The organism is Mucilaginibacter sp. P1_D10, from assembly GCF_056406215.1.
The window spans coordinates 18,269-40,095 of sequence record NZ_JBFUAP010000006.1; the positions used below are offsets into that span (position 1 = coordinate 18,269).

General features: G+C 48.5%; 20 protein-coding genes. 12 read left to right on the forward strand and 8 right to left on the reverse strand.

Annotated features, from left to right (window positions below; translation table 11 throughout):
* The 3 genes from AC1DYT_RS10635 to AC1DYT_RS10645 are packed head-to-tail and all read left to right on the forward strand — an operon-like array spanning position 1 to position 1,944.
* Complete coding sequence (locus tag AC1DYT_RS10635; RefSeq protein WP_477469593.1) at positions 1–1,050, forward strand: PorP/SprF family type IX secretion system membrane protein; 1,050 nt, start codon at positions 1–3, stop codon at positions 1,048–1,050.
* A gap of 43 nt (positions 1,051–1,093) precedes the next feature.
* Entirely contained in the window at positions 1,094–1,507 is a 414-nt protein-coding gene (locus AC1DYT_RS10640; protein ID WP_477469594.1) for a hypothetical protein, read from the forward strand.
* A gap of 20 nt (positions 1,508–1,527) precedes the next feature.
* Positions 1,528–1,944: an OsmC family protein gene (locus AC1DYT_RS10645; RefSeq protein ID WP_477469595.1), complete on the forward strand. Its 417-nt coding sequence runs from the start codon at positions 1,528–1,530 to the stop codon at positions 1,942–1,944.
* A gap of 92 nt (positions 1,945–2,036) precedes the next feature.
* Here AC1DYT_RS10645 and AC1DYT_RS10650 read toward each other — a convergent pair whose 3' ends face one another.
* The 7 genes from AC1DYT_RS10650 to AC1DYT_RS10680 all read right to left on the reverse strand — a co-directional run bounded on the left by AC1DYT_RS10650 (position 2,037) and on the right by AC1DYT_RS10680 (position 9,594).
* Positions 2,037–3,137: a transporter family protein gene (locus tag AC1DYT_RS10650; protein ID WP_477469596.1), complete on the reverse strand. Its 1,101-nt coding sequence runs from the start codon at positions 3,135–3,137 to the stop codon at positions 2,037–2,039.
* 92 nt (positions 3,138–3,229) lie between these two features.
* A complete protein-coding gene (locus tag AC1DYT_RS10655; RefSeq protein ID WP_477469597.1) occupies positions 3,230–4,033 on the reverse strand; it encodes a hypothetical protein in 804 nt (267 codons plus the stop codon).
* A gap of 38 nt (positions 4,034–4,071) precedes the next feature.
* Positions 4,072–5,616 (reverse strand): vanadium-dependent haloperoxidase, encoded by a 1,545-nt coding sequence (locus AC1DYT_RS10660; protein WP_477469598.1) that lies wholly within the window; start codon positions 5,614–5,616, stop codon positions 4,072–4,074.
* Between the two features lie 16 nt (positions 5,617–5,632).
* Complete coding sequence (locus AC1DYT_RS10665) at positions 5,633–6,568, reverse strand: transporter family protein (RefSeq protein WP_477469599.1); 936 nt, start codon at positions 6,566–6,568, stop codon at positions 5,633–5,635.
* Positions 6,569–6,761: 193 nt separating this feature from the next.
* Positions 6,762–7,316 carry a hypothetical protein gene (locus AC1DYT_RS10670; RefSeq protein ID WP_477458636.1) on the reverse strand — a complete coding sequence of 185 codons (555 nt, stop codon included), beginning with the start codon at positions 7,314–7,316 and terminating at the stop codon, positions 6,762–6,764.
* Positions 7,317–7,674: 358 nt separating this feature from the next.
* Complete coding sequence (locus AC1DYT_RS10675; RefSeq protein WP_477469600.1) at positions 7,675–8,790, reverse strand: glycoside hydrolase family 130 protein; 1,116 nt, start codon at positions 8,788–8,790, stop codon at positions 7,675–7,677.
* A 114-nt stretch (positions 8,791–8,904) separates the two neighbouring features.
* Entirely contained in the window at positions 8,905–9,594 is a 690-nt protein-coding gene (locus AC1DYT_RS10680) for a class I SAM-dependent methyltransferase (protein ID WP_477469601.1), read from the reverse strand.
* Positions 9,595–10,265: 671 nt separating this feature from the next.
* Between AC1DYT_RS10680 and AC1DYT_RS10685 the strand changes: the two genes are divergently transcribed.
* From AC1DYT_RS10685 to AC1DYT_RS10715, 7 genes are all read left to right on the forward strand, one after another.
* Positions 10,266–11,489 carry a glycosyltransferase family 87 protein gene (locus tag AC1DYT_RS10685; RefSeq protein ID WP_477469602.1) on the forward strand — a complete coding sequence of 408 codons (1,224 nt, stop codon included), beginning with the start codon at positions 10,266–10,268 and terminating at the stop codon, positions 11,487–11,489.
* Complete coding sequence (locus AC1DYT_RS10690; RefSeq protein WP_477469603.1) at positions 11,486–12,496, forward strand: glycosyltransferase family 2 protein; 1,011 nt, start codon at positions 11,486–11,488, stop codon at positions 12,494–12,496. The genes AC1DYT_RS10685 and AC1DYT_RS10690 overlap by 4 nt, the downstream gene beginning before the upstream one ends.
* The gene (locus AC1DYT_RS10695; RefSeq protein ID WP_477469604.1) at positions 12,477–13,250 is read left to right on the forward strand and encodes a polysaccharide deacetylase family protein; all 774 of its coding nucleotides are present in this window, start codon (positions 12,477–12,479) and stop codon (positions 13,248–13,250) included. Before AC1DYT_RS10690 ends, AC1DYT_RS10695 begins: the two co-directional genes overlap by 20 nt.
* Positions 13,251–13,468: 218 nt before the next feature.
* Positions 13,469–14,761: a hypothetical protein gene (locus AC1DYT_RS10700; RefSeq protein WP_477469605.1), complete on the forward strand. Its 1,293-nt coding sequence runs from the start codon at positions 13,469–13,471 to the stop codon at positions 14,759–14,761.
* 54 nt (positions 14,762–14,815) lie between these two features.
* Positions 14,816–15,343, forward strand: a complete 528-nt coding sequence (locus tag AC1DYT_RS10705) for a hypothetical protein (RefSeq protein ID WP_477469606.1) — start codon at positions 14,816–14,818, stop codon at positions 15,341–15,343.
* 315 nt (positions 15,344–15,658) lie between these two features.
* On the forward strand, positions 15,659–16,726 hold the full coding sequence (locus AC1DYT_RS10710) for an NHL repeat-containing protein (protein WP_477469607.1): 1,068 nt from the start codon (positions 15,659–15,661) through the stop codon (positions 16,724–16,726).
* A gap of 390 nt (positions 16,727–17,116) precedes the next feature.
* Positions 17,117–18,778, forward strand: a complete 1,662-nt coding sequence (locus AC1DYT_RS10715; protein ID WP_477469608.1) for a serine/threonine protein kinase — start codon at positions 17,117–17,119, stop codon at positions 18,776–18,778.
* Between the two features lie 39 nt (positions 18,779–18,817).
* On the opposite strand, the gene AC1DYT_RS10720 is transcribed toward AC1DYT_RS10715, so the two are convergent.
* Complete coding sequence (locus tag AC1DYT_RS10720; RefSeq protein WP_477469609.1) at positions 18,818–19,246, reverse strand: SRPBCC family protein; 429 nt, start codon at positions 19,244–19,246, stop codon at positions 18,818–18,820.
* A gap of 229 nt (positions 19,247–19,475) precedes the next feature.
* On the opposite strand from AC1DYT_RS10720, the gene AC1DYT_RS10725 reads away from it, so the two are divergent.
* Together AC1DYT_RS10725 and AC1DYT_RS10730 are read left to right on the forward strand one after the other, a co-directional pair.
* The gene (locus tag AC1DYT_RS10725; protein ID WP_477469610.1) at positions 19,476–20,768 is read left to right on the forward strand and encodes a tetratricopeptide repeat protein; all 1,293 of its coding nucleotides are present in this window, start codon (positions 19,476–19,478) and stop codon (positions 20,766–20,768) included.
* A 64-nt stretch (positions 20,769–20,832) separates the two neighbouring features.
* Entirely contained in the window at positions 20,833–21,660 is an 828-nt protein-coding gene (locus AC1DYT_RS10730) for an SGNH/GDSL hydrolase family protein (protein ID WP_477469611.1), read from the forward strand.
* The last annotated feature ends 167 nt before the right edge of the window (positions 21,661–21,827 follow it).

Here is a 21,827-nt window from a genome sequence, read left to right on the forward strand (position 1 = left end):
ATGATGAAGGGAACGAAGAGATTTTACGCCTTGCTGTTGATTGCCCTATCCGGGGGCCTGCGTTTACAAGCGCAGGATCATATGTACTCGCAATTCTTCAATTCGCCCAATTACCTAAACCCGGCTTTGAACGGCCAGTTTGAGGGCGATTTGCGCATGAACCTCATCTATCGCAACCAATATTCGTCCATTGCGGGCGGGGGCTTAACCTATCTTACCGCGTCCATCGATTATAACGTACCGCGCTTCGGCGGCGGCTTCGGGCTGATGTTTACCAGGGGCAGCGAGGGTACTGCTTACCTTACCAAAAATAATATCTCGGGTATATATTCCTATAGCATCGGCAACGATAGTTTCGTACTATCCTTTGGCTTGCAGGCCGGCGTAACCAACCGTGCCGTAGATTATACCAAATTGATCTTCAGCGATCAGATAGACCCCCGCCTGGGTTATATCCCCGGCTCGGTAAGCGGGGCCGATGCAGCGTTGTTCAACAATAAATTCTTTTTCGATTCGGGTGCCGGCCTTAACCTCACCGCAGGCAATTTCAACATTGGTGGCGCCATGCAGCACATTAACCGCCCCAACGAATCGTTTACCGGCGTGCCGGCCAAACTGCCCATGCGCGGGGTTTTCCATGCCAGTTACCGCTACAACATAACGCAGGACGACAACCTGGATGAGGACCAAAAATCATACGTCATACCTTCGGTAGTTTTTTATAAACAAAGTCAGGCGCAATCTTTAAGCGTGGGCTTCCAGTACAAACGGCGCAGCATTAACGCCGGGCTGTGGTACCGCAGTGGCGGCCTCAGCAACGGGCCAAGCTCTATAGTAGTATCTTTTATATTCGACCTGTTCATCAACCGCGAGGGAGCCGAAAAAATGCGGCTGGGGGTAAGCCACGATGTACCATCGGGCCGCGGTCTTAACTACAGCAATACCAGCGGCACTACCGAAGGCAGCATTGGGTACGAAACCACCCTGCCATACCGTAGTAGCGACTACAGAAAATTCAATGGCGCACGCCGGTGTTATGATTTTTATTAAATTTGCAAAATATCAGGGCTATAAAGAGCTATAATTCAGAAAAATGCAAACGGTTAAGGACCAATACCTAAAAGAGGAACAGGCAAAGAAGAAAAAAGCGAAAAGCAGCGTATGGATACTGGTTGCATTAGGTATTATATTCGCAATAATTCTTGTAAAAATAGCCACCTCCAACTCGGTAGGCGTTTTTAGCGGGTTACCCGATAGCGATGCCGCCTATTCAATGGCCAAAATATACATCCGCCCAACCGTATTGGCCTCCAACGTTTCCTTTCACGACGATGAATACAAATTCGCCAAGAAATCGGATTCGGTTTATGTGATAAAATCGTCCTACTCTGCCGTAAGCAGCAGCGGCGAAAAAACAACCACGCACTTCACCATCGCCATGAAATATATGGGCGGCGCAGCCAACCGGGAAGAGAGCTGGAAACTGCTTGACCTTAACCAGGAATAGCACCTAAACGCCATAATTATTTGGATACCCAGAAAGATTACATAGTTGATGGCCGAGCCGTTATTGGCCGGGCGCAATACCAAACCCTCGTAAGCAGCGGCGGCCATTCCATCATTGCCGATGAACCCTTAGATGAAGGCGGTACCAATGTGGGCATGTCGCCCTATAATTTATTGATGGCCAGTTTGGCCAGCTGCACTGCAATTACCCTGCGCATGTACATCAACCGAAAGATGTGGCCCATCGAAGAAATCGCGGTTGACCTGCAAATGTACCGTACCGGCAGCGGTATCCTGATAGAAAGCAGCATATCATTTAAGGGCGAAGCGACGCACGAGCAGCAAAAACGACTGGTGGCTATTGCCAATGCCTGTCCTATCCATAAAATACTGGTGGGCAACATCGCCATCACCACCTGCATCGGCATGAGATCTTAATAATTATCCTGGCCTCGACCCAATAGGAATCAAAAGAAAAAGCCGGGGTCACTACTCCCGGCTTTTAACCAAACAATTAAACACATAGAATATTATAATTTGAACGATACGCCCAGATTAACGGCGTAATCGGCAAATGCAGCGTCGCCGTGGCTATTGGTTCCGGTTAGCTGGGTAGAGATCTTATCAGGTACACTTTGAGTACGGTTGCGCACTATAGCAACCGGCACAAACGTGTATATAGAGAATTTGCTGATGCGATAGGTAACGCCCGGCTCTATAGAGGTGATATAACCCGGCCTGCGGAAACCGTTGCTGCCACCAACAAGATCTTTCACTGGTAGGCACTCGTAGCGAATACCCGCAGAGAAATTGAATTTATTTACGCCGTAGTTTGCACCGGCCCTTAACATCAGCTGATCGGGTACGCTCATGATGTCGCTGCCATTGGCCACTGCTTTGGCGCTTGGCGTGCCGCCACGGGCAGAAGATACGCCGTTAAGCTCGCGTGGGCTGATGAGGTAGTAAAAGCTGCCATACAAGCCAAATTTATGAGAGAAGTTATAGTAGGTGTTGATATCGGTTGTGATACCGGTACCGCCATCGCCTAATTGGATAGATTGATCTACAGGGCCGAGGGTTTTAGCGCCGCCTGTGCCGGTGTTGTAAAAATAATCCTGATAGGTGTAGCTGCCTGTAGGCAATTTAAGGCCCAGGCCTATTTGTATATTACCCTTTTTTGCTTTGGCAGGATTAAGCAACCATGCATAAGCTTTCAGGGTAATATCGCCCACGCCGAATGAATGGGTAAGGCGGCGTTCTTTGCCACCGTGCTCATAAAGCGACGAGCGGCTGTTTGCCAACACCGGGATGTCCAATGAGAACGACCAGCGGTTGTTGAAGATGCGCGTAAGCGTAAGATCTTGCGCGTATGAATGGTTGATTACATTAGTACCTAATTCGATACGTTGTTTTTGCTCTTCTGAGCCAACGAAGTGCTTGTATGAGCGGTAGTAACGGCTATTGCTGTTAAACAGCCAGAGGCCGCCGGTAGAATTGCTATCGGGATGCTCATCCATATTGCAGAGGCCGCCGGTACTGCGGATGGCCACGCAGCCTTGTGCGCTTGCTTTTGTGCAATTAAGAAGGATAAAAACGGCTAATACAGCCACTAATTTTAAGGTGGTTTTCATGTGTGTTATTGGGGGCTAAAAAAAATGAAATAGGTAAACGCCACCACGCACCGGGCGTGTGTTTGCGGGCTGTTTACAGGTTTATCAATTGGTTAATAATGTTCTGTTTGTTTATGCTTTGCAAGAGAGAACAGGCTAAAACCGGAGGGCGCTTCTTTGAGGGCAAACCATAATGCCAGTATAGATCCGTAGCTGCCGCCGCGTTCTATCCACTCGAATGCTTCGTAGTGCGGATAAAACAATTCGGTGGATATTTTCCAGATCAATAATACGAGCAATATATTCCTGATGGGTTTGATAAGCACGATAAGGGCGGCGGTAATCTCAAAAACGCCTGCAAATACAGCCACTTTAGCCGGATGCGAAAACCCAAGCGAAGCGTACTGGTTAAGCAGCCCTTTCTTTTCGATGATATTGAGCCAGCCATGGCCAAGCAGCAGCATAAATACCACCATCCGCAAACACCGGCTTACAGTTTCCAGTGTTTGTGGTGTGGCTGCAGCGGCGGCATCTATCCTGGTAAACAGCTCCCGCCAGTTTTTTATGCCGCCGGATAGTACCAGCAGCGCCAATGGCGCACCGAAATTACCGGCACGCTCAATAACTTCTGCAAATGGCTCACCCGATAAAGGCCGCAAGAATGCTGTCATAGTACCCCAGCACACCAGCCATAAGGCAATGGCGCGTATAGGATAAGCCAGCATCATTACCCCCATCATAATATCTAAAATACCAACCCAGGGCATCAATGCATAGGCCGTTTCTTTCCCAATGCCGAATACGGCAAAGTAATTACACCATATCTCTTTAGTTATGATGCCGAATGCGCCATGGCCTATAAAACACATAGCAACCGCTATGCGTAAAATATAATGAAGCCCCTGTTCAGTTCTCACGATTCAGTCTCTCTTTAATTCTCTCTCTTGCGATTATATTAGTTTGCGCCGTCGGTTTTGGCGCGGTTTACCGCGTAAGTGCCTACTTTTACGCCGGTAGCCAAGCCAACGGTACAGTCGTTACGGTAGTGGATGCCACCATACAACCTGGACATGCCCGCCTCGTTTGCCATCGTCATAAATTCCGTAGCACGCTCGGGTACCAGATAGCCCAGTACCGTTGCCGCTGCACCACTAAAAGTAGCGTGGCCCGATATATACGACGGAAAGTTTGGTATGCCTGTAAGCGTTTTTATACCGGCCACCATTTGTGTTGGGCGCGGGTTAAAATAAAAGTATTTGGTATCCCAGCATACGATAGCTGCATCCATCTCGGCCATATTAAGCAGGGCCAGGTTGCGTGCCCAGCGTACTTCGCTCCAGTTATGTTTTATGAATTCTTCCGCGGCAATAGCATTCCAATGGCCCGGAGGCGTTGTTGTGCCTACGCCGTCTGCCCAAAACGCAACAATGCGCTCATGGTCGCGGCTATGGTCGTTACTCATGGCCATTACCTCGTCCACATCTTTTTTGTACTCGGCGGTACCTTCCTTATAAGGCGCAGCGGGGCGAACGGTTGCTACATCTGCAGCGGGCATCAAAATAGGCGTAACCTTAGTGAACAAGGGCAGCATTGGAGGGCGGTGAGGTGTTTCCAGGCTTATCCATGGGGTGTTACCCGCAGCGGTAGCATCGGTTTCGAATTTGGTCCAGTCGGCTTGTGTGCCTATAGCTGCACCGGCTTTATCTGTACGGGCACGTGCCAAAAACACAGCTGCAACCTGTTTGCCCAGGTTTTCGCCGGCATCCCAGTCAGACCGGGTGTTGGCACCCGACATTAAGCGGTATAATTTTTCTTCGGCAACCTTTTTCTGTATGTAGTCCAAATCACCAGGGAATAATAAAATCATCATCTGGGCAGTTACGCCTGCCACGGTTGCATCCTCGCTTGGGTATGCAGGCAAATCAGATACCGGCACCAACGGCGTTATCTTGGTATCGGTTTTGTAAGGGGCCGGGCGATTGAACGATTTCTTGAATTTCCAGGCCTGTACCAATGCATCGTACTGTGCTGCGCTAACGTAAGCATAAGCGCGGGCAGCGTAAGGCGGGTTTGAGAATGGGAACAACGGGTAAGCCAATGGGTTAGCCGCGCTTGGGAAAGGGTAACTGCCGTCGTCGTTTTGGTATGGCGGCAGGTTATGCTTGGCCACCAGTTCACGCAGTATTTCGTTCCAGCGCAATACCGAGCCTGCGCTCCAGTATTTGATGATGTCTTTTTGCTCGCTGGTAAGGTTCTTTTGGTAGCTTTTTATTTCGTTAAGATCGGCCAGGTAATTTGGCGTGGTAACAGCCTCGGGCGTAGCTACGGTAAATGTTGACGAACCGGTTAAGATAGGTGTCCAGGTATCGGCATTCAAATCGATGTTTGCGGGTGCCAGTGCCGGGTACTCGGTGTTACGTTCGGTAATATCTTTTTTGCACGATGCAGCAAAAAGCGACACGGCCACTAGTGATGATATATAAAGTATTTTTGTTTTCATGATTGTTATCCTCTCCTTATTTTTTTTCCTTTTTAACCGAAAAAACATAATCTATACCGCCCATAATCTGAGTGTTTTGCCCAACATTACGGCCCGATGTTACGTAGCTGCCGCCAACGGTGAACTCGAGGCCTTTGGCAAACTGAGGCATATATTTTACTAAACCGCCTACTGCAGTAGCATTCATACGGTTGCTTGGGAAAGGCATATTGTTGCGGGTGATATCGAAACCGCCCACTGTGGTGTATTTAGTAGCAATAGCTTCTACGTTGAGCAACAAGCTACGGAAACCTGCGCTAACCATAAAGTTGGTAGCGTTTGGCAAGGCAACCTGATTGGTGTAGTGCATCTCGGTAGTGTAGTACGCATCACGATCGATAGTCATGTTACTCCTGCGGATGTACTGGCCTGCGCCCGCAACGAAGAACCTGCCGCGCTGGTAATTGATTAAACCGCGTAAGGCAACGCTTTTGCTGCGGCTGCCTAAAGCGAAAGGGAGATAGTCGCCCTGATAATCGCCAACGGGTATTGAACCTGTCGCGATGGCGTGGACGCTAAGGATGCCGCTACCGATTTGCTCGCGTATGGCCATCCATTTAAAAGCCAGGTTAATATCCTGAAAACCGCGCTGGCCACGCAAGGTGCCTGCACTGGCTTTGGTTTGGATGTATGGCACAAATGCCGAAATATTGATGCGGTTGCTAAGCCCGTAAACCACGCCTGCATTGTAAATATTGGCGCTGATGGTGCCCAGGTTTAAGTTTTCGCGTTTGAGGGTGCCTTCCCAGTAATGATCCCAGCTGTTGTGGGCGTACATGCCGGCTACGCATATGTAATTTTTCGGGATCATGATAGCATCGCTTTCTGTTTGCGCACAAACTGTTTGTGATAAGGCAACGCAAGCAATAATACCAACACAATACCTGTAAGTATATTGTAAAAAGTATTTCATATAAGGCTTTTAAGAGTAATTTAATTAAGGATGAACAATGAGCATTTGGCCTCCGCAGCCATAATAAATGGGCGGAGAGGGTGTGTAACCGTTAAAATCGTACTTGCACGTATGGTTTAGACGCAGGGCTAATTCCTACGCCTGTACTAATATTGTACGTGATTTTTTTGGGGGTTACCGGATGTCAAATATATTAACCGGCGAAGTTTGGCGGTTTTCCTGGAGATTCGATGTACGGGTTAGTCAACTTGGCAGATATAGGGTTCTCATGTCCTTTCAATGTTTGGGAGAACGTAACGAAGCTGTAATGCAGGGCAGGCATGTTGTATTCAAAGCCTCCGGATGCTTTTTTTACCGATGATTGCTCTGAGCCTTTTTTGGTAAGGGGTACATCAGATACATCTTTGGCTACGATTAGGTTTGCGCTTACGAGGCGTGTTTTTACGCTGTTGGCAATACATACCAGGTACATGGTATCGCGCGTCATTTTTACACCAACGTAATTGTAGTAATTATCTTTAAGCTGAACCTGGCCCTGTACGTGCTCGTAGTCTGGCCAATCCTGCATCTGGGGCATGTGGACAGGTATTTTTATCTGCACCAGCTGGGTAGCATCTACTTTGTTCTCGTAAATCTGCTTTACCATCTGAGTTTCGGACCGGTGGATGAAATATTGAAAAAAAAGCGTGTAGCCTCCTGCATAAAACAGGTGCACGCTCAATAGCAATATAACAAAAAACCGTTTCACAATATCCGTTGCAGATTAGGGGTATAATTCGGTGGTAAATATATATAAATATTTTTATCTGCAAACATTTTTAACGATTTGTTGTAATAGCGCAAGATTGTTACAGAAAGCGGATTTCAAATGTGCAGATTACAGATGTGCGGATGAGCTACGGATGTGCAGATGTGCAGATTTCAGATGTGCAGATGAGCTGCGGATGTGCAGATTATAGATTTTTTTCTGAACCTTGATTCGCTTGATTTTAGGATGCTTTGAACGCGTCGTCCTTTCATCTGAAATCTGCACATCTGAAATCTGAAATCCACGCATCCATTCCTTTTCATCTGCACATTTGCACATCTGAAATCTGCACATCTAATCAGGGTTTATATATCGCCACCCCTACTCTCGAATCGGCGCAGCCATAATACAAGAACCATTTGCTTTTGAAATATACCAACCCTTCCATAAACACTGTACCGGCCGGATACTGCCCGCTTTTTTCAAAAGCCTCCTGCGGCACGAAGAAAGGCTTATCTAACCGACCGATGGGCTTGGTTGGATCCGTTGCCGAAAATATTACCTGCCCGCCGCAGTACGAGTTGGCGGTATAGTTTTTATCCCCGTAGGTTGCGTTGTTTTTACCGTTGTATAATAGTACGATACCCTTGGCGGTTACGATAGCCGGAGGGCCACATTCGGTAAGGTCGCTGTCGAAGAAGTTGCGGCGGGGCGAGATGAGCGGCCTCAGCGTACTATCCTTGTTTATCAGGGGTGTCCAGTTCACTAAATCGGTAGATGTGGCGGCGTAAACACCGGTTTCGCCCCAGTATATCCAGTATTTGCCCTTTATTTTGGCGATGACTTGCTTGCCGTTTACCAGCTTGGTAATGATGGAGGCCGATTTGCTGGCTATCTTATGGAACTTGCCTTTGTATGCCTTACGGAATATAGGGCCATGCTTTACCCAGGTCTTGAGGTCCTTAGAGGTGGCAACGCCCAGGCGCGGCATATCGTGGTTCCATTGGGTGTAAAAAACCACGTAGGTGCCCTTGGCCGTCATGGCTACGCGGGGGTCTTCGCAACCGCCCGTCCACTCGAATTCTTTTTGGCTATCGTTTGATGGATACAACACCGGCACCGGCGAGCGTTTTACGCTGATGCCGTCCTTGCTTTCGGCCAGGCCCAGGCGGGATGTGCGGCCCCCTATCCCGGTGCCCGATTTATCTTCGGCACGGTACAGGATATATATCTTACCATTTTTAATGGTGGCGGCGGGATTAAAAGTATCGTTGCTTTCCCAATCTACGCTGCGTTTGTACATCGGGTCGTTGAAGCGGGTTGTGGTATCGGGACTAATCAAAGGGTTCACCCCCGCCGGCCGAACGAACGGACCGAAGGCCCAGGCAGGTAATTTGGTTTGCGCGTTGGCAGCAACTGTAAGCAACAACAGCAGGCCGAAGGCCTGAAGGGTTTTATAAAAGGTCTTTATCATAGGTTTATCGGTTCAAAAGATTAAGTGCAGTATAATCCAGGCAAACATATCCCATCGAAGTCCTTCCACTTCATCATTCATTATTGGGCGTTCGGTGTTCGATATTTAATAAGCTCACAAAGGCATCAGCCGTGCCAGGTAGCCATCCATATCGTCCTCATCCAGTATCTCTATCGCCCAGCCTTCTTCGGCGGCAAATTGGATCAGCGTATCGGCATCTACATACAGCCATTGAAACCAATCGGTTTTTTGGCCCTTGTAGGCATACTGGTACCATACTTCGCCGTAATAATTACCGGCGGGCGGTGCACCATCGTACAAATAAGCAATATCAGATGAATCGAATAATAATTGGCCGCCCGGGCACAAGAGTTGCATGGCGTGCCGTAAAAATACACGTAATTGTTGGATATTCCCGCAGAGGCCAATGCCATTCATCAATAATAACAAGGTGTCGTATTTTTCTCCGGCGTAGCCGAATATATCCTGTTCTATGGCCAGCTTAACGCCTCGATCCTGCATTATCTGCACCGCAAGGCCGGATACGTCCATCGCGGTCACATCCGCGCCGCGCTCCTGCAGATACAAGGCATGACTGCCCGCGCCTGCGCCTATGTCTAAAATACGGCCCCGACAATGGCTCAGGGCCAGTAATTCCAGATCGGGCATTTCGGCTTCGGTACGGAAATACACGTCCAGCGGCATCTCCTCTTTGGGGCCGTATTTATTATGGATGAAAAGCTTTGAGGCCTGCCTGCCTTTATAGGCATCGTACAAGGCCTGCCCGAAAATATCTTTTGCCAATTGTTATGGGTTTTAATGAGGAGTGTTCGAAGGGTTTTTTATTCCCCTCAAGAGAGGGGGCGCGATGGATTGTGTGGTGGCGGGGGGTGTGTTCGCCGCAATGCAATAGCGCAATGCATAATGTACAAACACACCCCTCCCCCCTCTCAAGAGGGGAATCGCACATTCCCCCGCTTTTTTGCTTATTTCGAACACCATTGGTTTTTACCCCAAAGGAAAGCATTGTAGGGTAAAAATGGAAGTTATTATAATTGGAGGTTTGTTTTATCACAGAGGCACACAAAGCCTTGCAGGTGGTTAAGTTGGCACGCGAAGGCGCGAAGACGCAAAGATTTTTTATGCTTTCCCTCCTTGGCGATCTTTGCGGCTTTGCGTGAAATTAAATCGGTGAAATTCGATTTAATTCGAAAAATTAGTGTTATTCAAATTCATGCGCCCTTGGCGGTAAAATAACGCGAATCACTTCACCAATCCTCATCGTGGAAACACTGCATATCAGCCTTTAACCATACCCGAAAGCAACGAATATGTTTGTAACATTTTTAATACAGATTAAAAAAATACTTTATCTTTATAGCCTAATTAAGTTATAAACTATTGTTCAAACCGCTGTTTCAAAGCGCCGGTATTTGCCGTAATGCTTTCAAAACAACGAAAAAAAGTTCATGCCAATGGCCAAACAAGGGCAAACCAGCCTTTTTTATCAAATTTTTAACAATAAGTACTTCATCCTGGCGGTGTGGATATTCATTGCCGTTTTTTTTACTTACAAGTACATCGGCTACGGTTCTATCAACAATTACCTCATTTTTAAATACACGTATTTCAATGCCTCCATGGGGCATAACCTGTATGCCGGCTATCCGCAGTATTATTCGGATACCAACCATTACGGCCCCATTTTCTGCCTTATGATAGCACCCTTCGCACTGCTAACGGACAACCTGGGCATGTACTTTTGGCAGATTTGCAACGTCGCGTTCCTGTTCTGCGCCATACAGTTTTTGCCTTTAAGCACGCTGAAGAAGAACCTCATCTGCATCATCTGCGCGCAGGAGCTCATCATCTCGCTTAAAGAATTCCAAACCAACGGGGCCATCGCCGCGCTGCTCATCTTTACCTGGGTACTGGTAGAGAATAAGAAAGATTTCTGGGCATCGCTGTTCATTATGCTGGGCCTCTTTGTAAAACTTTACGGAGTGGTGGGCGTAGTATTTTTCCTGCTATCCAAACAAAAGAAGCAGTTCATCATAGGCCTGTTCTTTTGGGGCGCGGTGCTTTTTGTATTGCCGATGCTCTTCTTCTCGCCGGGTTTCGTAGCGCACTCGTACGTAGATTGGTACCATTCGCTCATGGAGAAGAACGCCCAAAACGTATCCATGGCCACCCAATACCAGGACATATCTGTAACCGGAATGGTGCGCCGCATAGTGGGCCATCCTATCAACATCTTCCCCATACTGCTCACAGGCGTGGCTTTATTCGCCTGGAGCAGCTTAAAAAACCAACTAGCTACCGATTTGCGCAGTCGCTTGCTCATGCTGGCCAGCTGCCTGCTCTTCGTGGTGTTGTTCAGCACCAGTTCAGAGCATGCTACCTATATCATCGCCTTTGTGGGTGTGGGTATATGGTTCATGAGCGCCCCGCAGCCGGTAAGCAAATGGCAGATAGCCCTGTTCGCATTTACGCTGTACTTCGGCAGCTTGTTCCGTACCGATATTTTCCCGGCCTACATCAAAAACAATTTGATTATGCCTTATGCCCTTAAAGCCCTGCCCTGCCTGCTGGTTTGGCTGGCTATAGTTGGCGAAATGCTTATTAAAAAAACTGTTCCGGCGCAGCCGCTTGCAATAACCTATAACGATACCATAACCCCCACCCCTACAACGATATGAGATACGTACAGGAACGCCCAAAAACCAGGACCGCCCCGCCCCGCAAAAAGGTGTCGGTAGTAGTGCCTGCTTTTAACGAGGCCCAAAACCTCCCCATCCTGATCAAGGGGCTGAGGCAGGTATTTGATACCCTGCCCTACGATTACGATTTTATTTTTGTGGACGACGGCAGCAAAGACGATACCGCCGACGTGCTCCGCACCTTCAACATACAGGATAACCGCATCCATTACATTAAACTGAGCCGCAACTTTGGTCACCAGAACGCGCTTAAAGCCGGTCTGGACTATGCCGACGGCCACTGCGTGATATGCATGGATGGCGACCTGCAGCACCCGCCACAACTTATCCCTGCCTTTTTAAGCAAGTGGGAAGAAGGCTACGATATCGTGTACAGCAAACGCACCTCTACCGAAAAGGTGTCGCTGTTCAAAAAAACAACCTCCAATATGTTCTACGCGCTGGCCAACCGCCTCAGCGAGATAAACATGGAACCCGGCACTGCCGATTTCCGCCTGATTGACCGCAAGGTGGCCGATGCGCTACTACAATTCAAAGAGATTGACCCCTTTTTGCGTGGCATCATCAAATGGTTAGGCTTTTCGCAGTATGGCATCAGCTACACTGCAGATCCGCGCCACTCGGGCAAAAGCAAGTACTCACTCATCAAAATGATGCGCTTTGCTTTCCAGGGGATAACCTCCTTCAGCATACGTCCGCTTTATTTTGCGGTGTACCTGGGCTTCGGCTTCTCCACCTTAACGGCTATCTTCCTGCCCTATGTGCTGTATTGTTATTACATGGGGCATGCGGTGGTGGGCTATGCCTCGGCAGGTTGGGCATCTATAATGATGTCGATTTTCTTTTTGGGAGGCCTGCAATTGATTATTATGGGTATTATAGGCATTTACGTGGGCAAGATATTCCTGCAGACTAAGTTGAGGCCGAATTATGTGGTAGAGAGCAGCAGTATTAAAGAGCGCCAGTATGATCTTGTTGAGTTTTGATGTAGAAGAGTTTGATATGCCGTTTGAATACGGCAAAAATATTAGTTTCGAAGATCAGATAGCCATATCCGCCACCGGCACCCAAACTATACTGGCCATGCTGCAAAGGCAGCAGGTAAAGGCCACGTTTTTTTGCACGGCCACCTTTGCCCTTGCCCGGCCCGACCTTATCAGGCAGATGATTGCCGATGGCCATGAGGTGGCCTCGCACGGCTATTACCATTCCGAATTCGAGCCTGCGCACTTGTTAAGCTCCAAACTGGCGCTGGAAGCCATTACGCATACACCCGTTACCGGTTACCGCATGGCCCGCATGATGCCGGTAGACGAAGCCGAGATACAAAAAGCCGGCTATGTGTACAACAGCTCCATCAACCCCACCTGGTTGCCCGGGCGGTACAATAACCTCAAAGTATCGCGCACTTATTTTATGCAGGATGGTGTTTTACAATTACCCGCATCGGTTAGTCCCCGCTTGCGGCTGCCGCTATTTTGGCTGGCCCTGCACAACTTCCCGCTGTGGTTTTACAAATACCTATGCCGGAAGACCTACAAAGCCGACGGCTACCTTAACCTGTACTACCACCCCTGGGAATTTACCGATTTGCATGATAAAGCCCGTTTCGGCTTCCCCGGCTACGTAAGCAAAAACAGCGGCGAGGCTATGCTGCAAAGGATGGAAGATTTGATCGGGAGTTTCAAGCGGAATGGCTTGGCGTTTGGGACGATAAGCGGGTTTTTGGAAGGGAAGTAATATTCAAATTAAAATCATTCAGCAAACCTCTTTGTGACCTTTGTGCAAAATCTTAGCGTTCTTTGTGGTTGAAAATTTTACCACAAAGTTCACAAAGAGAGGACCACAAAGAACACAAAGCCAAATTTTATTTCGAACTGGTTTTAAACCGCACGCTCTTTCAAAATAAATCGATAAATTGTGAGCTTAACTCAACCTGTAAAAAGCCCTCACTATTTATGCAAAACACCGAAAACACTCATTGGCCACTGTGGCGAAAAATCGCATTCCGCTTCTTTTTCATTTACCTCGCTTTACAGACCGCGCCCATCACCTGGCTGGATAGCATCCCCTACGTAAGTACCGTAACGCAGTACTACGGTAAGCTTACCGATTGGATAGTGACCGAGGCAAACACCCTGTTTTTGCATGTGAAACCGGTGCTGGTGCCCGAAAACGGCAGCGGCGATACCTCTATGGGCTGGGCAAGGTTATGGACTTACCTGCTGCTGGCCGTGCTGGGCGCGATTATATGGTCGGTAGCCGACCGCAAACGGCCCAATTACACCCACCTCAACTATTGGCTCTGCCTTTTTACCCGTTACTATGTTATTTTGGTGGCCCTGGGCTACGGCATCATCAAGCTGTTTGGCATGCAGATGATTTTCCCGAGCCTGCACCAATTGGCCACGCCGCTTGGCGATTTGCTGCCCATGCGTTTTTCCTGGCTGTTCATCGGCTACTCGGGGCCATACCAGTTTTTTTCGGGAGCGATGGAGGTCTTTGCGGCCATATTATTGCTGTACCGACGCACCACATCCCTCGGCACTTTGGTAGCCACGGGCGTTTTCATCAACGTAATGATGCTGAACCTGTGCTATGATATCCCCGTTAAGATATTTTCGATGCAGATGGTATTTACCTGCCTGTTTTTGCTGGCCAACGAAAGCGGGAGACTGATAAATTTCTTTATACTGGACAAACCCGCCCCCCTCAGCGCCATATACCATTTCAGGTACACCAAAAAGTGGATGCGCATCAGCCGCATCGTGCTGAAATCGCTCTTCGTACTGATAATGATTATCATACCCCTTTACCAGGATTTTAGCGGCGCGGGTCCTAACAAGGTGGCCAAACAGCCCGTTCAAAATGGCGTATATGCCGTAACCAGCTACAAAATCAATAAACAGGATGTACCGCTTTCGCTTACAGACACCCTGCGCTGGCAGGACCTGATATTCGAGAATGGCTACGGCAGCGTAAAATCTAATGATACGCTCTTCAGGAAGCGGTACAACCGCGGCTATTTTGCCTACGGCCTGGATAGCGCGAGCCACATGCTCTACTTCAAAAAACGCTTAGACGATAAGGCCTACATCCTTTTATTCAACTACGCCATGCCTGATAGCAGCACCATTACCCTCAGCGGCCTGAAAGGCAAGGATAGCCTGTACGTAGAACTAAAGCGCACGAAACGCCATTTCCAACTGGCAGAGCGGCAGTTTCATTGGTTGAGCGAACAGAATAGGTAAAGAGGAATAAGTTAATTCAAAAATTCCTTTATAAAACTATAAGGAAACCAATCTATGGCAGACTTTAATTTCCACATCAATAAACAGGACTGGGAGGCATTATTCGATTACCTGCAAGCAAATAATTATCGGATTATCCCTGATATATTTTACCCTACCGAACAGTGTCATATAATTTCCGATTGGAATGATTTTATGGAGCATCACGAGCGCAATACTACCCATTTTTTCATGATCAACGATTTGTTTTCCCTGGAACCAATTGTGGTGAGCCGCAATAAATATGCTGAAGGACCTATTTATCAGGTTAACCAAAGAGTAGGAGGCCCTTATTTAGATATTTCGTATTACAGAGGTTTTGCCGGTGATGCCATCATTCCTTACAGTAGCACTAACCTTTCCTATTACCCGAGATTCATCCATTTTAGTAATTACAATGAATTTAAAGCAAGCGATGAGCTAAAGGACAGCTACAACAAAATCGTCACCTTTATTAAGGCAAGGTGCAAAGCGATAAGGAAAGACAATAAAAAATATTTTATCGGATATGGCGCACTTAAAGAAATAGAGCATCGATTATGATTCGGAAAGGTAGTCCTTAGCTGCCGCAAGGTCCCCACCTGTGGCCCGCATGCCAGGTAACCACCATACAAATCGCCAACCTCTCCTGCCGGGCATTGTCGCGCTATCAAAGACGATGGGGAGAGTCCCCCGCAGGCTCTACCTTCCCCCATCGGATTTTTTTAAAAACCCATAAATTGCGCCAAAAATCGTCTTCTCCTTCTGTTGTAAACATTTGCATCGCCATTTTTGACTAATTGTAGCCCTATTTTGTAATTCAATACAGATAACTTCGCTGAATTAAAAAATGTATAATTCTTATACTACCTAAAACCCATGAGAAGACCTTTGTCATTACTTCCCCTTATTATATTACTTGCTGCTGCTTGCACTAACAAAAACGGACCTGATGGTTCTAAGGCCGTTCCTATGGTAACTACCTTTGCAGGCAGTGGCGCCTGGGGCGCAGCCAATGGCATAGGTACGTCAAGTTCATTTAGCGGCCCGGCGGGCGTAGCTGTTGATGCAGCAGGCAATGTGTACGTTGCAGATTTAGGCAATGACATGATACGTAAAATAAGCCCGGATGGTGCAGTAACCACGCTTGCAGGCGCTGGCGCCCAGGGTTCTGCCAATGGTACCGGAACTTCAGCTTCGTTTTTTGAGCCAATGGGTGTAGCGGTGGATGCTGCGGGTAATGTATATGTAGGGGATCAAAGCAATAACCTGATACGGAAGATAAGCCCGGCCGGCGTAGTAACTACCTTTGCAGGCAGTGGTGTTGAGGGCTCGGCCGACGGCATGGGCACTGCAGCTTCGTTTAGCCATCCATTGGGCTTAGCGGTAGATGCAGCAGGTAATGTGTACGTGGCGGATTGTGTTAACAATTTGATCCGTAAGATAAGCCCGGAGGGTATGGTAACTACTTATGCAGGCAGTGGCACGCAAGGTTCGGCTAACGGTATTGGCACTGCAGCTTCATTTCGTGGTCCTTACGGCGTAGCGGTAGATGCAATGGGCAATGTGTACGTAGCCGATAACGGCAATTACCTGATACGGAAGATAAGCCCCGACAGATTGGTAACTACCGTAGCGGGCAGTGGAACCCGGGCCTGGGCCGACGGTACGGGTACTTCAGCTTCATTTAGCCCCCCTGCCGGCGTAGCGGTAGATGCAGCGGGTAATATATATGTGGGGGATCGCGATAACAGCCGGATCCGTAGGATAAGCCCGGGTGGCGTAGTAATTACCCTGGCAGGCAATGGCACCCCAGGTTCGGCCAACGGCACGGGCACTTCAGCTTCATTTTATTTACCGCAGGGCGTTGCGGTAGATGCGGCAGGGAATGTATATGTGGCTGATACCCGTAATAACCTGATACGTAAAATAAGCAATAAACATTAACAACAGTAAAGTACCTTTTCAATTAGTCAAAGCAGAAGTTCGGAACCACCCGCTGCCCCGCATGCAAGGTAACCACCATGCAAATCACCTACCTGTCCTGCCGAGGATTGCTTCGTTCCTCGCAAAGACGATGGGGAGAGTAACAAAAAAAGCATCCGCTGCCGCAAGTGTCCCCACTTGTGGCCCGCATGCAAGGTAGCCACTATGCAAATCGTCCACCCTTCCTGCCGAGGATTGCTTCGTTCCTCGCAAAGACGATGGGGAGAGTAGCTCCCGTTGCCTCTTCCCTTTATTATTTTCCCCGGTTTCATTTTAAACCCTAAACTGTTTATCTTATCCAACAATTCATAGGCTTGTTGCGTTAATATACCGGCTTAGGCAAAACATCACATGGGTAAAATTTTTACGATAACCGCGGGACTGGAAAATATGGGCGCGCTGCATACCGGCGGCCAGGGCTCTGTGTATAAGGGTAAACGCATCGGCGAAATTTTTGTGGCGGTAAAACTGCTGCCTACTCCCATCTTCGCCGAGGACGAAAACGACAAGCATTACAAGGATTTTACCAACGAAGTTGAGAAGCTGAAAAAGGTAAACGAGGTAGCCAACCCCAACGTGGTGAAGATACTCAGTTCGGGCATTACCGAGAGCGGCTCGCTCCCCTTCATCGAGATGGAATTCATAGAGGGCCCCGACTTAGCCGAGCTACTTACCGAAAAAGACAAACCCATATTCACCATCGCCGAAACCATCAAGGTGGCTTACCAACTGGCCAACGCACTGAGCCACTGCCATAAAGTGGGCGTAAAGCATGGCGATATCAAAAGCAACAACGTAAAGTTCAATGTAAATACCGGCAACTATGTGTTGCTGGATTTTGGCCTGGCTATCATGACCGGCGAGCAGCGGCGCAGCAGTCTGCGCAATGCCGGTGCAGTAGAGTTTATGGCACCCGAGCAAAGCGACGGCAACCTACTACCGCAAAGCGATGTGTACAGCTACGGCATTATCCTGTACGAACTGTTGGCCGGCACCGTGCCCTTCAAACTGAACGATAACGGCCAAAGCGCACGCAACGCCGTGATGATTGCCCACCTGGACCAGGAGCCGCCCAATATGCTGGCCCTCCGCAAAGCCAATATCCCGCCGGATTGGTCTGCCGGGCAACGCCAAAGCGAAATGCAGGTACCCGAATGGCTGATAACCCTCATCTACAAATGCCTGCAAAAAGACCCCGCCGACCGCTATGCCGACGGCACCGAACTGCGGCAGGCCATACAAAACAGCGTACTCAACACAAAAACCGGCACCGAGGGGGCGTTGATACTACAGAACGAAAAAGCCAGCCTGCAAAACCTGCTGCAACAAGAGCAGGAAAAAAACAAGGCCCTGCAGCAGGAAATTGAAGGGCTGAAACAAGCCGCATCGCACAGCAAAACGCCTGCTGCCTTCCCCCCGCCGGTAAACGCCCCCGCCAAAAGCGCATCGAAAGGCTTGTTAATTGGCATTGCCTTGCTATGCATTGGCACCGGCGCGGCTTTGGGGCACTACCTTTCCTCGGGAAGCAAAGCTGCGGCCGTAAAAACTGCTGCAGAAATGCAAAAGCCTGAAAGCAGCGTTTCTAAACCTGCCAGCCATGCTGATACGGTAGCGGCTGCCAAACCATTACCGGTAAAAAAACACGATACAGCGCATTCAAAACCAGCCGCAGCCAGGCCCGAAACCCTGGCCACGCACAAGAAAATCAAAAAAGATACCGTTAAAAAAACGCCGCCAAAAAAGACACCGCTTCCGCCGAAGCAGCCCGTGGTTGCCCAACCTAAAGGCAGCGATGTGGGCAAAGTGTTCTCGCTGTTTACCACCTATGCTTATTTCCATAGCCGACCAGATGCTGCCAGCAAACGCGCAGCAAACATCAACCAATGGGATAACGCCCGCGTCCGCGCTATAGACGACCAGAACGGCTTCATCTACGTTACGTTTACCAATAAAAACGGCCAAACCACTAGTGGCTGGCTCAATAAAAAAGATTTGATAGTAGTTGGCCAGTAGCTTTATTCCAACTGCATTGGCAACAAGTGCCCGTCCGGCTTATTCCTCTTCCAGCAGCTTCTTCAACCCGCCGAAAATGGCCTGCCAGTTACCCTCGGAGTGCTCTTTGGCGGCTTCGTCCTTGATGTTTTCCTGTGTAATCGTCAGCGTGGTTACGCCGTCTTGCTCATCCAGCTTGTAGCTCACCATCTGGTAGTTTTCGGGTTTGTCCTCTGTGCCGCCCATGCTGCTCCAATAGGTGTAGCGCAGGTATTCGCCGGGGATTATCTCCTGTATGGTGCCTTTATCCTGGTAGGTTTTGCCCTCCCATTCGCCGCTCCAGGTAATGGGGCTGCCTTCCATCCATGCCGACTCCTGCATCGTGCCAAAGAAATACTGCTTCACCACATCCGGGTCGGTAAGTCCTTCCCAAACCCTTTCCTTTGGCGTGTTAAAGCTTATGCTGGTTGTTAATTTTATGTCGCTCATGGTTTTATGTTTTATGGGTTGCTTTAATTAACAACGTAAACCCATTTGGGTTTCGCATTAGTTTCCCACGCAAAATTAACGGCGGTAATGACAACGGCATGTAAGGAGGGCCAACCCCACGGTAGTTAATTTAAAATATTGATAGGAATAAATATAATACCCAAAAAAACAGCAGGAAAAGAAGTTTATATTTGGCTTGGGATACAGATTATAAACTTACTTAAACCTTATGACACCCCATTTTCTTAAACGTTTGAAAATTACGCTGGCGGTTTTGTCGGCTATAGCCGTTGCAACAAATGCCACTGCCAACGTCAATGCTATCGATTTCTCCAAAATTCCGGATGCCGGCAAACTGGAGCCACAAATTACTTTCCTCAAAACTAACTACCGACTTTACAACCATTGGGTACACGATTGGCAGTACGATATCCCTAAGGAAAAAACCGTGAACACGTTGGTATCGCTTTACCAGGCGCTGGAAAAAAACACCGCCAAAAACGAAGAGACGTACCTGCTGCTTGGCGATATAGCCCATTACCTGTACAATATGGAAGTGGAAACGTATTACCCAAAAGCTGTTGACAATTACCAAAAAGCGCAATCCTTGTCCCCTAACGATTACCGGGCATATTGGTTCCTTGGCAACCACTATTCCCTATCGGCCAGGCAAATGGACGCATTTGGCGCTTATGCCATCGCCCTCAAACTGATGCCGGCTGACGCCAAAAGCCCCGAGTTCTGGGCAGATTACTCTGTGGCCTGCGCCAACGCCAGCATGATAAGCACTGCCCGCTATGCTGCAAGCAGGGCCACCAAAATAGACAGCGGCATGCAGCACCTGGAGGAGCAATTGCTCCAGGTAGCTGCCAACCGGTATAAGATAGCCTCGCCGGATACCACCCTGCAAAACACCGATATATGGACCTCCTACAAGAAAGACGGCAAAGTGGTGTTCGATAACTGGCTGATGGGCATCAAAGTAGGCTTAGATAGCACCTGGGGACTCACGGCCGGCGAATATAAGGACCATCAATGTTACCTCGTTTTACAACCGGCGCGGGCTACCGATGCTGAAGGACGAAAAATTGGCTATACGATGCTGTTTATGATGAAACAGGCACAGCCCGGCGAAACTTTACAGGCTTACCTGGATAAACTTACTTCTAAATACACCAACCGCAAGCCGGTAACCTTTACGGCAGGCGGCTTCACCAGTATGCTGGCTTACGAAATAAACGACCCGGCCAGCTACCGCGACATAGGCGGCGGGCATTTTTACGAACTGGCGATAGAGCGCGATGCCCCCGAGTTCCCGGGCATGTTGCTGGAAACCCCTACCGAATCGCCCACAAGCAACGACAACAGCGGGCAGATAAAATACTACAAAGCGCCCCTGAAATTCGCCCGCGTAAAAGGAAAGATATTTTACCTGATACTGTTAGATACCTGCGGCAACATCTTCGACCAGTCGGTAAAAACGCTGCGCGATTTGTTGGGCAACAACGTAATCATCGAATAATGACAAATTAGGGTTCCATCATAAACCCTTTTGGAAATCCTTTATGAATACCCAAATTACAGGCATGAAAAAATCGTTTTCGCTTTTACTCTTGTTGGCGATGCTGTATGCCTGCACTCCTCATAAAGAATTGAAGTGGGAAGCCATTGGCGATTCCATTACCTACTCCAACGGTCGGCCCGAGGCCTCGCTGCACCGAATCAGCAAGGGCTATATGGATGATGTGGTTACGGCGCTGCCATACGTGCATTTCAATAACCACGGCTACCCGGGCTGGACGGCAAAAAGCATGGCCGAGAACATCGAGAAAATCGGCATCGAGAAGGCGGATATATACTCGATATTCCTGGGTACTAACGATTGGTGGGCTGGGCTGCCTATTGGTACCCTGAGCGATTACCAGAACAATACGGGCAACCAAACAGTATATGGCTGTTACCGCACTATCATCAACAAAATACGCAGCTTAAACCCCGATGCGAAGATTATTTTGATGACGCCGCTGCAACGTACCGAATACGTAGATCTTAACAACCCCAAGGTATTTATACAAGGCCAATACAAAGCTAAGGACGGCGTATTCCTTTCGCAATATGCCGATGCTACCAAAGCCATCGCCAAAGCAGAATCCTTCGAACTGGCCGACCTCTATTACAAGAGTGGCATCAATTTAAAAAATGCAGTAAACTTCCGCCGCCTGCGCAACCCGCAAACCCACGAATACAAAAACTACACCTACCCGGATTACATCGGCATCCCCTACGACCCGGCAAAAGACGAGTACCCCTATCCTGTAGAAGCCATGAACATGACCTACGATGGCCTGCACCCCTCAGACAAAGGGCACGCCGCAATAGCTAAGATGTTGGTAAATATTATGAAGAAGTATTAAGCAGATTGAATTATATTAATACCCTGTTATTGATGCCGCATGGATATACTTGCAGATGCTTGCTTTAAATACTAAAAGTACCGTCGAGCCTATTTCTGGAAAATTCAGATGACTTGCAAGAGATTTGATTTTTTGACGCACATGTATTACACGTCGCTAGGAAGCGG

Coding starts and splice junctions, on each gene's coding strand:
- AC1DYT_RS10635 (WP_477469593.1), top strand. CDS start 1: ATGATGAAGGGAACGAAGAGATTTTACGCCTTGCTGTTGATTGCCCTA.
- AC1DYT_RS10640 (WP_477469594.1), top strand. CDS start 1,094: ATGCAAACGGTTAAGGACCAATACCTAAAAGAGGAACAGGCAAAGAAG.
- AC1DYT_RS10650 (WP_477469596.1), bottom strand. CDS start 3,137: ATGAAAACCACCTTAAAATTAGTGGCTGTATTAGCCGTTTTTATCCTT.
- AC1DYT_RS10660 (WP_477469598.1), bottom strand. CDS start 5,616: ATGAAAACAAAAATACTTTATATATCATCACTAGTGGCCGTGTCGCTT.
- AC1DYT_RS10665 (WP_477469599.1), bottom strand. CDS start 6,568: ATGAAATACTTTTTACAATATACTTACAGGTATTGTGTTGGTATTATT.
- AC1DYT_RS10675 (WP_477469600.1), bottom strand. CDS start 8,790: ATGATAAAGACCTTTTATAAAACCCTTCAGGCCTTCGGCCTGCTGTTG.
- AC1DYT_RS10685 (WP_477469602.1), top strand. CDS start 10,266: ATGGCCAAACAAGGGCAAACCAGCCTTTTTTATCAAATTTTTAACAAT.
- AC1DYT_RS10690 (WP_477469603.1), top strand. CDS start 11,486: ATGAGATACGTACAGGAACGCCCAAAAACCAGGACCGCCCCGCCCCGC.
- AC1DYT_RS10695 (WP_477469604.1), top strand. CDS start 12,477: ATGATCTTGTTGAGTTTTGATGTAGAAGAGTTTGATATGCCGTTTGAA.
- AC1DYT_RS10700 (WP_477469605.1), top strand. CDS start 13,469: ATGCAAAACACCGAAAACACTCATTGGCCACTGTGGCGAAAAATCGCA.
- AC1DYT_RS10705 (WP_477469606.1), top strand. CDS start 14,816: ATGGCAGACTTTAATTTCCACATCAATAAACAGGACTGGGAGGCATTA.
- AC1DYT_RS10710 (WP_477469607.1), top strand. CDS start 15,659: ATGAGAAGACCTTTGTCATTACTTCCCCTTATTATATTACTTGCTGCT.
- AC1DYT_RS10715 (WP_477469608.1), top strand. CDS start 17,117: ATGGGTAAAATTTTTACGATAACCGCGGGACTGGAAAATATGGGCGCG.
- AC1DYT_RS10720 (WP_477469609.1), bottom strand. CDS start 19,246: ATGAGCGACATAAAATTAACAACCAGCATAAGCTTTAACACGCCAAAG.
- AC1DYT_RS10725 (WP_477469610.1), top strand. CDS start 19,476: ATGACACCCCATTTTCTTAAACGTTTGAAAATTACGCTGGCGGTTTTG.
- AC1DYT_RS10730 (WP_477469611.1), top strand. CDS start 20,833: ATGAAAAAATCGTTTTCGCTTTTACTCTTGTTGGCGATGCTGTATGCC.